This window comes from Flavobacterium ajazii, assembly GCF_010614725.1.
GTDB lineage: Bacteria > Bacteroidota > Bacteroidia > Flavobacteriales > Flavobacteriaceae > Flavobacterium > Flavobacterium ajazii.
Genome location: NZ_JAAEHL010000007.1, coordinates 114778 through 128358, shown reverse-complemented (window position 1 = coordinate 128358; position 13581 = coordinate 114778). Strand labels below are relative to the sequence as shown.

Below are 13581 nucleotides of genomic sequence, written 5' to 3'. Positions count from 1 at the left end.
TATTAAAGTATGCTGGTTAAAGTTTTTGGAAGTGCAGTTTTTGGAGTGGAAGCTACTACCATAACGGTAGAGGTGAATATGGATAAAGGAATTGGTTATCATTTAGTTGGTTTGCCTGATAATGCCATAAAAGAAAGTAGTTACAGGATAGCTGCGGCTCTTAAAAATAACGGTTATACTTTGCCGGGCAAAAAAATAACCATAAACATGGCTCCCGCTGATTTGCGAAAAGAAGGTTCTGCTTACGATTTGACTTTGGCAATCGGAATTCTGGTAGCTTCAGATCAGATAAAAGCAGCAGAAATTGACCGCTATATTATTATGGGTGAACTTTCGTTAGACGGGAGCTTACAATCAATAAACGGAGCGCTTTCTATTGCAATCAAAGCTAAGGAAGAGGGATACAAAGGCTTTTTTCTTCCAAAGCAAAACGTAAAAGAAGCTGCTATCGTTGCTGGATTAGATGTTTACGGAGTTGAAAATGTTCAGGAAGTTATTGATTTTTTTGAGGGAAAAGGAACTTTAGAACCTACTGTTATTGATACCCGTGCAGAATTTTATAAAACCTTAGATTTTCCTGAATTTGATTTTTCTGATGTAAGAGGTCAGGAAAGTATTAAGCGTTGTATGGAAATTGCGGCTGCTGGGGGACATAACATCATTCTTATTGGTCCGCCAGGAGCAGGAAAAACAATGTTAGCGAAACGTTTGCCAAGTATTTTGCCTCCAATGACGTTGAGAGAGGCATTAGAAACTACAAAAATTCATAGTGTTGCCGGTAAATTAAAAGAAGTTGGATTAATGAATCAAAGACCATTTCGCAGTCCGCATCATACTATTTCGAATGTTGCTCTTGTAGGTGGAGGAAGTTATCCTCAGCCGGGAGAAATTTCAATGGCACATAATGGTGTTTTATTTTTGGATGAACTGCCGGAATTTAAAAGAGATGTTTTGGAAGTTATGCGCCAGCCTTTGGAAGATAGAGAAGTAACGATTTCAAGAGCGAAATTTACAGTAACTTATCCTTCCTCTTTTATGCTGGTGGCAAGTATGAATCCAAGCCCAAGCGGATTTTTTAATGATCCTTCAATGCCAAATACTTCTTCTCCACATGAAATGCAACGCTATATGAGTAAAATTTCCGGTCCTTTATTAGATCGAATAGATATTCATATAGAAGTAACACCGGTACCTTTCGAGAAACTATCAGATGATAATAAAGCAGAGAGCAGTGCTTCTATCAGACAAAGGGTAACTTCGGCCCGTGAAGTTCAGTCTGCCCGGTTTGAAGAATTAGCCAACATTCATTACAATGCTCAAATGAGCAGTAAATTAATTCGGGAGTATTGTGTTCTTGACGAACAATCTAAAGAATTGCTAAAAACTGCCATGGAACGCTTGAATCTTTCAGCCAGAGCTTATGACCGAATTTTAAAAGTTGCCAGAACCATTGCAGATTTAGATGCCGCTCCAAAAATAGTTTCATCACATATTGCCGAGGCAATTCAATATCGAAGTTTGGACCGTGATGGTTGGTTGGGATAAAGAGGGTCGTAATTATACAAAAAAGACAGCCTTAAAAAGCTGTCTTAAATCTAAAATGATATTTTTTCTGAATTAAATCTCCTGAATTACCGCAACGTTTGGAGGAGTTTCTTTAGCATTCTTTTTTATGAGTTTACTCACACGGTACAAAAGAAATATCGTGATAAATGAGATTCCGATAATGATATACCCTAATGTGTCATAATGCTCAAGCGGACTAAATTTGTTTTTTTGAACTACAATCGTTCCTGCAAAAGCAGCAGCTATACCACCGGCAATTTGCTGTAAAGATGAATTGATACTCATAAAAGCACCTCTGTCCTGCATATCAGGAATAGAAGTTACCAGTGCTGTCGAAGGAACCATACGGCTCATTACTCCCATCATCATCAGTACGTTAAAAATAGCAACCAGCCAAAGAGGGGTTTCGCCAAGATTTGTATAAACACCAACCATTACAATTGTCCATACAGAAGCGTAAACAAATATTCTGAATTTGTCTATTTTGTCGCTTAATTTTCCAACTACAGGCATTATGACTAAGGTTGATAAACCTGCAATCATAAATATAATTGGCAATTCTTCCTGTGTGATTTTTAAGTTGTTAATGGCAAAAGCGCTTCCAAAAGGCATCATCATAAATCCACCTATTGAAAGCAAAGCGGTAGCTGTAAATCCAATTCGGTATTCTTTTTTACGAATGGTATGTATTAAATGTGTAAAAGCAGATTTATCTTGTTGTACGGCAAGGTGCTCATTGATTGGTTTTAATTTAACTGCAATTAATGCTGCTACTCCTGCAGCCATTCCCGCTACCCATAAAAAAGGAGCGTGCCAGCCCCAGGCATTGGCAAGGTATAAACCGATTGGGATACCCAGAATTTGACTTGCTCCAAAACCCATTTGTATAAAGCCCATTACGCGTCCACGTTGCTGAAGTGTAAATAAATCTGCTACAATTGCCATAGAAATTGAGCCAATCACACCACCAAATAAACCTGTAACAATTCTGGCAGCTACAAGTAAAGGGTAGGAGTTAACTAAACCGCATAAAATGGTACCTCCAATAAAACCAATATAAAAGAATAATAATAATTTTTTTCGGTCGAATTTATCGGCAAAACCTGCTGTGAGAAGCCCTGAAATTCCTGCACTGAAAGCATAGGCAGAAACAACTAGTCCAAATGGAGCGGGTTTTAAGTTTAAGGATTTCATGAGTATATCGCCCAAGGGAGACATTACCATAAAATCCAGAATTACAGTAAATTGAGTAATAGCAAGTATAAAAACTGCAAATTTTTGATAACCTGTAAAAGGTATTGCCTGATTTTGATTTTTCATTTTTGATTTATTCTAATGGTGTGCAATTAAAATTATGTTTGTTAAGGATATTGATTATCTGTTCTTCAGATATTGTTTCGCTTACAATTCGCAAAACACAATCAATATCTTCCTGATCGATATTCCACTGAATGATTTCAGGATTTTCATTTAATTCAGTACTTATTTTTTCTTTGTCGTTTTTGGTTTTTATATTGGTTGCAAAAATCAATATGTTATTTATAATATTTTCCATGGTAGGGTTAATTTAAAAATTGATTTATGGTGTTAATGCTTTTATGACCAGTTCAAATGCTTCATCTGTGGCTTTTTGGGTAAGTTTGAAAGGAGCTCCGCTAAAGTTTTTTCCTTCATTTTCAAAACGTAATAAGGAATAAAGAGGTCCGTAGGCAATACTCCAGAATACTTCTTTGGAAATAGGGATAAGCTCTTTTTTTTCTATAGCGTTGTTAAAAAAGTTGGTCATTATAACTTTAAATTCGGATAAGCTTTCATTTAAAATATTTTCCCTGTAACTGGAATGGCTTAGGAGCTCCCAACAGGCAACTTTTAATGGATGTTTTAATGCAAATCTGGCTCTGTTTTCCCATTGTTTACGCAATCCTTCCTTGAAAGACATCGTAGGTAAAAAACCTTTGGTCATTTCGCTAAAGAAATTTTGTCCAATTTCTATTCCTGTCTTTTTTATGAGATCATCTTTGTCATTGTAATAAATATAAAGGGTTGCAACGGAGACGCCACATTCTTTTGCCAGTCTGTTCATTCCAAAACCTTCAATTCCCAGCTTTACCAGTATTTCAATGGCTTTTTGTTTAACGAGGTCTTCTTTGTTTGTGTCTCTTGTTCGCATAAATTGTATTTTAATAATGCGAAAGTATTAAATATAAATGAATGTTCGCTTATTTATAAAGTGTTTTTTTTATACTATTTGACTGAAAAAAATAAGCATAAAAAAAAGACAATCAGAAATGATTGTCTTTTCTCAATATATAAATAAGATTGCTTTTTAATTATGCAATTTTAGCAATAATAGCATTGAAAGTTTCGCTAGGACGCATTGCTTTACTCACTAATTCAGGAGTTGGCTGGTAGTAACCACCAATATTCTGAGCTTTACCTTGTGCACCAATTAATTCAGCGTCAATTTTAGCTTCGTTAGCTTCAAACTCAGCAGCAATTGGAGTGAATATCGCTTTTAATTCAGCATCTTTTGTCTGAGAAGCCAAAGCCTGAGCCCAGTAGAATGCTAAATAGAAGTGAGAACCACGGTTGTCAATTTGTCCTACTTTACGAGCAGGAGATTTATCGTTTGCTAAGAATTTATCGTTTGCCTGATCTAAAGTTTCAGATAAAACAATCGCTTTAGAATTATCTAAAGTTTGACCTAAATGCTCTAAAGATGCACCAAGAGCTAAAAATTCTCCTAATGAATCCCAACGTAAGTATCCTTCTTCTGTAAATTGCTCAACGTGTTTTGGAGCAGAACCTCCTGCACCAGTTTCAAACAATCCTCCACCGTTCATTAAAGGAACAATAGAAAGCATTTTAGCAGAAGTTCCTAATTCTAAGATTGGGAATAAATCTGTTAAGTAGTCACGTAAAACGTTTCCTGTTACAGAGATAGTATCTTCACCTTTGATGATTCTGTCTAAAGTGAATTCTGTAGCAGCAATTGGGTTTAAAATACGGATATCTAGGTTTGTAGTATCGTAGTCTTTAAGATATTTTTGAACTTTTACGATTAATTCTCTATCATGCGCTCTGTTTTCGTCTAACCAGAAAACAGCAGGAGTATTAGATAAACGAGCTCTGTTTACAGCCAATTTAACCCAGTCCTGAATAGGAGCGTCTTTTGCCTGACACATTCTGAAGATATCGTTTGCTTCAACGTTTTGTTCCATTAAAACATTTCCGTTAGTATCAACAACACGAACAACCCCGTCAGCTTTCATTTGGAAAGTTTTGTCGTGTGATCCGTATTCTTCTGCTTTTTGAGCCATTAATCCAACGTTTGGAACACTTCCCATTGTTTTTGGATCAAAAGCACCGTGTTTTTTACAGAAGTCGATAGTTGCAGTATAAACTCCAGCGTAAGAACGGTCAGGAATAACAGCAAATGTATCTTGAGATTTTCCTTCTTTATTCCACATTTGACCAGAAGTACGGATCATTGCCGGCATAGAAGCATCAACAATTACATCAGAAGGAACGTGTAAGTTTGTAATTCCTTTATCAGAATTAACCATTGCCAAAGCTGGTCCGTTAGCTATAGCCTGATCGATAGCGGCTTCAACTTCTGCCTGCTCAGGTCTTCCGGCAATTTTAGCGTAGATATCACCTAAACCATTTTTAGTGTCAACGTTTAATTCAGCAAATAAAGAAGCGTATTTTTTGAAAACATCTGCGAAATATACTTCAACGATAGCGCCAAAGATAATTGGGTCAGAAACTTTCATCATGGTAGCTTTTAAGTGTACAGAAAGTAAAACTCCTGCAGCTTTAGCTTCAGCGATTACATCAGCAGCAAAAGCTTTTAATTTACTAACACTTAAAACAGAGCTGTCAATAATTTCACCTGCTTTAAGTGGAGTACTTGCTTTAAGAACAGTTGTAGTTCCGTCTTTAGCAACAAATTCGATTTTTACATCGTTTGCTTCGTTTACAGTTAATGATTTTTCACTTCCGTAAAAATCACCGCCTGACATAGAAGCTACTTTAGTTTTTGAGTCAGCAGACCAGGCGCCCATTGAGTGTGGATTTGCTTTTGCAAAGTTTTTAACTGCTCTTGGTGCTCTACGGTCAGAGTTTCCTTCACGTAAAACTGGGTTTACAGCAGAACCTAAAACTTTTGCATATTTTGCTTTAATTTCCTTTTCAGCATCGTTTTGCGGATCTTCCGGGAAATTTGGTACGTTGTATCCGTGCGATTGTAATTCAGCAATAGCCGCTTTTAATTGCGGTACAGATGCTGAAACGTTTGGTAATTTAATGATGTTTGCTTCTGGTTGAGTTGCTAATTGTCCAAGTTCTGCCAATGCATCTCCAGTTTTTTGAGCATCTGTTAATGATTCAGGAAAATTAGATAAAATTCTTCCTGCTAAAGAGATGTCTCTGGTTTCGATTGCGATACCGGCTGTAGAAGTAAAAGCCTGAACAATAGGTAATAAAGAGTAAGTCGCTAATAATGGCGCTTCATCAGTCAGGGTGTAAAAAATTTTTGAATTCTGTGTCATTTTTTTTTTTTTTTTTATAATCGTATCGCCATATAGTGACAATGTGAAAGGTATAGTCGGCTCAAAATGAGCGGAGCAAATATAGTAAAAACAGTGCGAAAACGGTTTAGTTTTAAGGATAAATCCAGAATTTAACAGATTGTTATTTCGGGGTCTTTAAATTATCAAATCAATGATTTTAATAGTGAAAAATTACGGTTTTGGTATTTCAAAAATTAGCCATAAAAAAAAACTCGTTTCAAATTATCTGAAACGAGTTTTTTATAACAAAGAGATAAATGATTATCTTCTTTTATCTTTAATCTTAGCTTTTTTACCAGTAAGTTGTCTGAAGTAGAAAATTCTAGCTCTACGTACAGCACCTTTCTTGTTGATTTCAATTTTTTGTAAAGCTGGCAAGTTTACCGGGAAGATACGCTCAACTCCGATAGCACCAGACATTTTACGAATAGTAAAAGTTTCTGTAACTCCAGAACCTCTTCTTTGAATAACAACTCCTTTAAAAAACTGAGTTCTTGTTTTTTCACCCTCTTTAATTTCGTAGAAAACTGTAATAGTATCTCCAGCTCCGAAGTCAGGGAAATCTTTTTTAGCAACGAATTCGTTTTGGACGAATTTTAATAAATCTGCCATGATAATTTAAATTATGGTTTTTATATTAGAACAACATTCACGGATCTCGCCAGAGGTTGGTCAAATTCGGGTGCAAATTTAGACAAAAAAAATAAATTCCAATAAAAATAAATTCCAAATTTCAATTTTTTAACTGGTTGATTAATTGGGATTTGGAATTTTTAAAATTTGGAATTTACTCAAGCAAATCCGGGCGCCTGTTCTTTGTATGCTCATACGCCATATCCTCGCGCCATTTATCAATTTTGGCAGCATGACCGCTGGTTAAAACTTCAGGGACTTTCCAGCCTTTATAATCTGCAGGCCGTGTATATATAGGTCCTGATAATAAATCATCCTGAAAACTATCTGTCAGTGCTGAGGTTTCATCGCTCAAAACACCTGGAATTAGTCGAATTAGGGCATCTGATAAAACTAAAGCGCCTAATTCTCCTCCCGATAATACATAATCGCCAATAGATATTTCTTTTGTAATAAAATGATCTCGAACTCTTTGGTCAACACCTTTATAATGTCCGCATAAAATGATAATGTTTTTATACATAGACATCTTATTTGCCATTTTCTGATTTAAAGTTTCACCATCAGGCGACATGTAAATCACTTCATCATATTCGCGCTGACTTTTTAAATGTGTAATACAATCATCAATTGGCTGAATTGTCATTACCATTCCTGCACCACCGCCAAACGGATAATCGTCCACACTTTTTTGTCTGTTAGTGCTATAATCACGGAGATTGTGAAAATGTACTTCGACTAAACCTTTGTCAATGGCGCGTTTCATAATCGAAGCCTCAAAAGGGCTTCTTAATAATTCAGGTAAAAGAGTAATAATGTCAATTCGCATCTTTATTCGATAATTTTCTTGTGGTGCAAAGATACAAATAATGCTATTGAGTCTTTTGGCAATAATTATTTAACATATCTATTAAATTATGTAAACATAATAAGTTAACTTTATTTGTTTTTAATATTCTGATTATCAGTGAGTAATTTTAAAAGCAATACATAATTTCAAATATCTGATTATGAAAAAGACAATATTAATTTTTGCAGTATTTGCGTTATTTATATCCTGTGCAAGTACCAATTCTGCTAGCGTAGCAGTGGGAGAATCTAAACTTAAAGTGATTAAAATTTTGGGGAACCCAATTAGGACTTTAGATAATAAGCAAGATGGAGAAATTCTTGTTTATGCAGATCAGGAAATTATCGGAGATGGTTCTAAAATGGTAGCTACAAATTACTGGCGTTACAATTATGTGTACATCAGCAAAGAAGGAAAAGTAACATCAACGCGACAGGAAAAACAAAATTATCCTCCGCAAGCAATTGATTCGATAAAAATGGAAGGGCTACATCTCCTGACTTCTAAATAATTTTTAGAGATATTTTTAAACAATTCGTATTTTTAGATCCAATTTAAAAATACGAACAGTTCATTTAATGACTTCACCAAAAATAAAAATCCTGGCCATATCCGGAAGTACGAGAAGTAATTCTAGTAACTTCAAAATTCTTAAATACATTTCAAATTGCTTAGAATCTAAATTTGAAATAGAAATTTTTGAAAATTTAGAAAGTCTTCCTCATTTCAATCCGGATTTGGATACAGAAAATCCTCCGAAAGAAATTTCCATTTTTAGAAATAAAATAATAAATGCCGATGGCGTTATTATTTGTACTCCCGAATATGTATTCAGTCTTCCCGGGAGTTTAAAAAATGCACTTGAATGGTGTGTTTCAACTACCGTTTTCTCAAATAAAAATACAGGACTGATAACGGCATCTGCATCAGGTGAAATGGGACATGAACAGCTTTTGTTGATAATGAAAACCCTCGAGGCAAAATTTGATGAACAGACTCAGCTTTTAATTCAGGGCGTACGCGGAAAAGTAAATGATGAAGGAAAAATTGTCTCTGAAGGGACAGCCTCAGCTCTTCAAAATTTTATAAAAAACTTTGAAAGTCGTTTTTTATAATATATTTACTTTTGCAGAGCAGGAAAATAATTTTGCTTTAAATTCTTTCGCATCCGTCAAAATATGCTGCGATTTTATTTCAAAAATCTAATTTAATTCATTTGCTACTTTATGAAGAAACTTCTTTTTCTGTTATTTGTGATTCTGTGTTCATGTCAATCCAATAAAAAAGAAAATCCGGAGTCGGATTCAATTTTACAGCTTCCACCAGATCCTTATTTTGCCGATATCAAAGCAAATGATGTAAAACTAAGGGAACCGGTTTATGGTGACTGGCTGGATTCTCATAAAGAAAAAGGACAAAGTTTCGAACAGTTTATAAAAACAAAACATGTTGTTCCAACCAAAGAGAAGAATATCATTTATTTACAGCCTATTGGAAAGTTTGACTCTTTGCAGACCAGGCAAATTGAATTAGTTCGTCAGTATCTGCAACTATTTTTTCAGTTGGAAACTAAAGTTTTGGATAATGTTTCGAACGATATTATTCCGCAAAAAGCAAGACGAATTGGAGGTATGGGGCAAGAACAATTTTTGGCAGGTTATATCTTAAATGATGTTTTAAAAGAAGAAGAACCTGATAAAGGAGTTGCTTTAATGGCAATAACAGAAATGGATTTATATCCCAAACCCGAATGGAATTATGTTTTTGGGCTGGCATCTTACAGGGACCGAATTGCGGTAAGCTCTATTCACAGAATGCAAAAAGATGCAGATTTTAATTTAAGTTTAGAGCGATTGTTAAAAATTTGCTCGCACGAAATAGGGCATATGTTCGGTCTGCATCATTGTATTGAAGCCAATTGTGTTATGAATGGTACCAATAGTATGACAGAAACTGATAGTCATTTTATTAGATTATGTTCTCTTTGTCAGAGAAAGTTACATTCGGGATTCAAATACGATAATGTAAAAAGGTTGAAAGAATTAGAACAATATTTTAAAGAGAATAATCTGGAAGAAGGATTGGTTTTAATGAAAAAAGATTTAGAAAAATTAAATAATAAATAAGCATGGAAACAAGCAAAGAGTTCCTTTTTGGGGAAGAAATTCAGTGGGAAGTAGTTGGAGAAGGTGTAAAACGCAAAATTTTGGCTTTTGACAGCCGTGTCATGCTGGTTAATGTATATTTTGAAACTGGAGCTATAGGAGCTTTACATGAACATTATCATACACAGGTAACTTATGTAGCAAAAGGAAAATTTGACGTTACCATAAACGGAGTAACTAAATTATTAAAAGAAGGCGATAGCTTTTATATTCCGCCACATGCAATTCATGGCGTTTTATGTGTTGAAGAAGGAATGCTGACAGATGTTTTTAGTCCGATGCGTGAAGATTTCATGAAATATTAAATCGGCAGAATCGACAAAATGTAACACAGATTTGATTGTAGCTTTGAAAATTTTATACATTTTTTAAAGTTTTACTAAAGATTAGATTGGTATTTTTGCAAAATGAATTTATCTAAAACAAATGTCCTGTTTATGGCAGTTTGCACTGGTCTTATAGTTGCAAATCTTTATTACTGCCAGCCTTTGATTGTTTTAATCGCCAACGAATTTAAAATTCCCGAAGCCAGCGCCGGAACCATAACGTATCTTACCCAGGCGGGTTATGCCATAGGATTGTTTTTTATGGTACCGCTTGGTGATAAAATCGAACGAAAAAGACAGATTTTAATAACCACTTTTGCTTCTGTAATTGCGTTAATCATTGCAGCTACTGCAAAAAGCTTTTTGATTTTACAAATTGCTTCTCTGCTTATCGGAATCACTTCGATAGTGCCACAGCTTATTTTGCCTCTGGCAGCCTCATTAAGCAGTCACGAACAAAGAGGGAAAGTTATAGGAACTATCATGAGCGGTTTATTGGTTGGAATTTTGCTTTCGCGAACTTTAAGCGGTTTCATTGGCGAAGTCTTGGGCTGGAGATCGATGTTTTATATCGCTGCCGGAATTTGCCTTTTGATCTTTTTTGTCATTCAAAGTAAATTCCCAATTAATAAACCACAGTTTCAGGGAACTTATGGACAATTAATTCAGTCCTTATTTACACTGATAAAAACACAGCCGGTTTTGCGTGAAGCAACTGCAATTAATGTATTCAGTTTTGCTCAGTTTGGTGCTTTCTGGACCACAATGGTTTTACTGCTTTCAGGAGAACCGTTCAATTTTAACAGTGCAACAATCGGTTTGTTTGGAATTGTTGGTGCTTCCGGAGCTTTGGCAGCGCCTTTGGTTGGGAAAATGGGTGATAAGGGAAATTCAAGAGTTGCAGTTGGTTACGGCTGTCTGTTGATCTTGATCAGCTTTTTGGTATTCTATTTTTCAATCGAAAGTGTCGTTGGAGTAGCAATCGGAATTGTATTTATTGATATTGGAATTCAGGGCGTACATATTTCAAATCAGACCCGTGTTTACGCATTATTGCCTGAGGCCAGAAACCGATTAAATACTGTTTTTATGTCTTTTAGTTTCTTAGGTACTGCTGCAGGTTCTGCCTATGGATTATTATTATGGAAACTAGGAGGATGGCATGCAGTAACAATTGGCTGTGTGGTTTTGTCACTTTTATCTTTAGCGGTTTACGGGCTTACTTATAAATCAAAATCTAAAAAATAGAAAGCACAAATTGATAAAAAATTAATTTGTAAATTTGCGTTCAATTAAAAAATAACAACAATGGAAAACGGAATATATGCTAAATTCAACACAAGCAAAGGTTCGATTTTAGTAAAACTTACACACGATTTGACACCGGGAACCGTAGGGAATTTTGTAGCTCTTGCAGAAGGAAATATGGAGAATAAAGTAAAGCCTCAGGGGAATAAATTTTATGACGGATTAACTTTTCACAGAGTAATTCCTGATTTTATGATTCAGGGTGGTTGTCCAAAAGGAACCGGAACAGGAGATCCAGGTTATAAATTTGATGACGAATTTGTATCAAGTTTAAAACACGATCGTCCGGGAGTTTTATCTATGGCTAATTCTGGTCCTGGAAGTAATGGTTCTCAGTTTTTTATCACACACGTTCCAACTCCATGGTTAGACGGAAAGCACAGTGTTTTTGGTCATGTTGTAGAAGGACAGGAAGTAGTTGACGCAGTTGCTCAGGGTGATGCTCTTGAAACTTTAGAAATTATCAGAGTTGGGGAAGAAGCTCAAAAATGGAATGCTATCGAAGCTTTTATTGGTTTAAAAGGTGCTCGTTTAAAAAGAGAAGCTGCTTTAAAAGCAGAATCTGAAGCAAAAATGGAACAATTAGCTGCCGGTTTTGATAAAACAGAAAGTGGTTTACGTTACAAAATGATTCAGAAAGGTGAAGGTAAAAGAGCTGAAGCAGGAAAAACAGTTTCTGTTCACTACGAAGGGTCTTTAGAAAACGGAAAAGTTTTTGATTCTTCTTATCCACGTAAAAAACCAATCGAGTTCAAATTAGGAATTGGTCAGGTGATCGAAGGATGGGACGAAGGTATTGCTTTATTGCAGGTTGGAGACAAAGCACGTTTTGTAATTCCTTCTGATTTAGCTTACGGACCATCAGGTGCAGGAGGAGTTATTCCGCCACACGCAACTTTGATTTTTGACGTTGAATTAATGGACGTTAAGTAAGATTTACAAAGCAATTTAGTTTTGTTTTAAATAATAATCCCATTCGATAGCCGAATGGGATTTTTTTTATATTTACTCAAAAATAAAACAAAACCTAAGGATGAAATCAACAATTTTAACTCTAACAGCGGCAATGTTACTTTTAGTTTCATGTGGTACAAAAAAAGCACCTGCTGCTCCGGCAACACCAGTTGTAGAAGCAACCGCAACAGAAGCCGGACCACCTGAATCAACTTCTGAACTGGCTGAAGGTAAAAGCTTATATGAAAACAGCTGTGCAAGATGTCACAAGTTATACGAACCGAAAAAATTTACTCAGGAGGAGTGGAAACCAATTTTGGTAAGCATGCAGAAAAAAGCGAAATTGGATGATGTTAAAATGGCTTCGATAACAAATTACATTCATTCGCAATTGTAGTAATTTGTACTTTAAAAAAAGAGAAAGAAACTATTCAGTAATTTTTATTGGATAGTTTTTTTGTTTTCAGAAGGATATAAAAAAAACACCATCACAGAATGAGGTGTTTAAGAAATTAAGAATTAGAAACAGCAGTATTGTCAACGGCAATTATTTTTAAGGTTTTTAAACCTGCAGGCAATTCCCAGTCTACCTGATCATTTTCTTTAAAACCAATAATAGCAACGCTTAGAGGTGCCAGAATTGAAATTTTAGATTGCTTTACGTCTGCTGATGACGGCAAAACAATCTGAATTTTCATTTGTTTATTCGCTTTTACATCTTCAATCGTTACAAAAGAATTAATTCTGATAACTGAATTCAGATCGTTTTCTTTACTAATCACAGCGCGATCTAATTCCTGAGAGAGCAATCCGATTTCTTTTGCATTTGTTGAATTTTTGCTTTTTAAAATCAATTCTCTTAAAAACTGATAATCTGTTTTACAAAAAGTGGGGGTTGGTTTCATACTAAAATTATTATTTAAAGGTTGATAAAAGTTATTTGTGTTGAATTTCAATTTGTGTTGAATTTCGATTGAAATTTTTAGCCGAATAGAGGAAATATTTTATTCGAAAGAAAATCTCTTTCAAATAGAAACACGATAAAATTTTGAAAATCCTCCGCCTGAAAGAACAAATGAAAGAGACGGAGGCCTAATTAATAAAGGCCTTACTATGTGATATAACTACAGCAGCAAGCGGTTTTCTCTGGTAAGAAAACAGCAGCAGAAAAACTGTAAATAATGTTATAATATCCATAGCGGGTT

15 protein-coding genes are annotated in these 13581 nt (G+C 35.1%); 8 read left to right on the top strand and 7 right to left on the bottom strand.

Translation table 11 applies throughout. The features are described from left to right. Positions 1-9: 9 nt before the first annotated feature. The gene (locus tag GWR14_RS14035) at positions 10-1545 is read left to right on the top strand and encodes a YifB family Mg chelatase-like AAA ATPase (RefSeq protein ID WP_163409710.1); all 1536 of its coding nucleotides are present in this window, start codon (positions 10-12) and stop codon (positions 1543-1545) included. A 72-nt stretch (positions 1546-1617) separates the two neighbouring features. Here GWR14_RS14035 and GWR14_RS14030 read toward each other — a convergent pair whose 3' ends face one another. The 6 genes from GWR14_RS14030 to trmD form a co-directional block, all read right to left on the bottom strand. Continuing rightward, positions 1618-2886, bottom strand: coding sequence for an MFS transporter (locus GWR14_RS14030; protein WP_163409709.1), 1269 nt, complete (start codon positions 2884-2886; stop codon positions 1618-1620). 7 nt (positions 2887-2893) lie between these two features. Next, on the bottom strand, positions 2894-3121 hold the full coding sequence (locus tag GWR14_RS14025; RefSeq protein WP_163409708.1) for a hypothetical protein: 228 nt from the start codon (positions 3119-3121) through the stop codon (positions 2894-2896). A 24-nt stretch (positions 3122-3145) separates the two neighbouring features. Beyond that, positions 3146-3736 (bottom strand): TetR/AcrR family transcriptional regulator, encoded by a 591-nt coding sequence (locus tag GWR14_RS14020; RefSeq protein ID WP_163409707.1) that lies wholly within the window; start codon positions 3734-3736, stop codon positions 3146-3148. Between the two features lie 160 nt (positions 3737-3896). Then, the gene (locus tag GWR14_RS14015) at positions 3897-6119 is read right to left on the bottom strand and encodes an NADP-dependent isocitrate dehydrogenase (protein ID WP_163409706.1); all 2223 of its coding nucleotides are present in this window, start codon (positions 6117-6119) and stop codon (positions 3897-3899) included. Positions 6120-6401: 282 nt separating this feature from the next. Beyond that, positions 6402-6752, bottom strand: coding sequence for a 50S ribosomal protein L19 (gene rplS, locus GWR14_RS14010; RefSeq protein WP_163409705.1), 351 nt, complete (start codon positions 6750-6752; stop codon positions 6402-6404). Between the two features lie 175 nt (positions 6753-6927). Then, positions 6928-7602, bottom strand: coding sequence for a tRNA (guanosine(37)-N1)-methyltransferase TrmD (trmD, locus tag GWR14_RS14005; RefSeq protein WP_163409704.1), 675 nt, complete (start codon positions 7600-7602; stop codon positions 6928-6930). Positions 7603-7783: 181 nt separating this feature from the next. On the opposite strand from trmD, the gene GWR14_RS14000 reads away from it, so the two are divergent. From GWR14_RS14000 to GWR14_RS13970, 7 genes are all read left to right on the top strand, one after another. Next, positions 7784-8134 carry a hypothetical protein gene (locus tag GWR14_RS14000; protein ID WP_163409703.1) on the top strand — a complete coding sequence of 117 codons (351 nt, stop codon included), beginning with the start codon at positions 7784-7786 and terminating at the stop codon, positions 8132-8134. A gap of 67 nt (positions 8135-8201) precedes the next feature. After that, entirely contained in the window at positions 8202-8738 is a 537-nt protein-coding gene (locus GWR14_RS13995) for an NADPH-dependent FMN reductase (RefSeq protein WP_163409702.1), read from the top strand. 111 nt (positions 8739-8849) lie between these two features. Next, positions 8850-9749 carry an archaemetzincin gene (locus GWR14_RS13990; RefSeq protein WP_163409701.1) on the top strand — a complete coding sequence of 300 codons (900 nt, stop codon included), beginning with the start codon at positions 8850-8852 and terminating at the stop codon, positions 9747-9749. A 2-nt stretch (positions 9750-9751) separates the two neighbouring features. Continuing rightward, positions 9752-10093: a cupin domain-containing protein gene (locus GWR14_RS13985; protein WP_163409700.1), complete on the top strand. Its 342-nt coding sequence runs from the start codon at positions 9752-9754 to the stop codon at positions 10091-10093. A 102-nt stretch (positions 10094-10195) separates the two neighbouring features. Beyond that, on the top strand, positions 10196-11362 hold the full coding sequence (locus GWR14_RS13980; RefSeq protein WP_163409699.1) for an MFS transporter: 1167 nt from the start codon (positions 10196-10198) through the stop codon (positions 11360-11362). A 60-nt stretch (positions 11363-11422) separates the two neighbouring features. Beyond that, positions 11423-12355: a peptidylprolyl isomerase gene (locus GWR14_RS13975; RefSeq protein ID WP_163409698.1), complete on the top strand. Its 933-nt coding sequence runs from the start codon at positions 11423-11425 to the stop codon at positions 12353-12355. Positions 12356-12455: 100 nt separating this feature from the next. Beyond that, positions 12456-12773, top strand: a complete 318-nt coding sequence (locus GWR14_RS13970; protein WP_163409697.1) for a c-type cytochrome — start codon at positions 12456-12458, stop codon at positions 12771-12773. A 115-nt stretch (positions 12774-12888) separates the two neighbouring features. On the opposite strand, the gene GWR14_RS13965 is transcribed toward GWR14_RS13970, so the two are convergent. Continuing rightward, positions 12889-13281, bottom strand: coding sequence for a GreA/GreB family elongation factor (locus GWR14_RS13965; protein ID WP_163409696.1), 393 nt, complete (start codon positions 13279-13281; stop codon positions 12889-12891). Positions 13282-13581 lie beyond the last annotated feature (300 nt).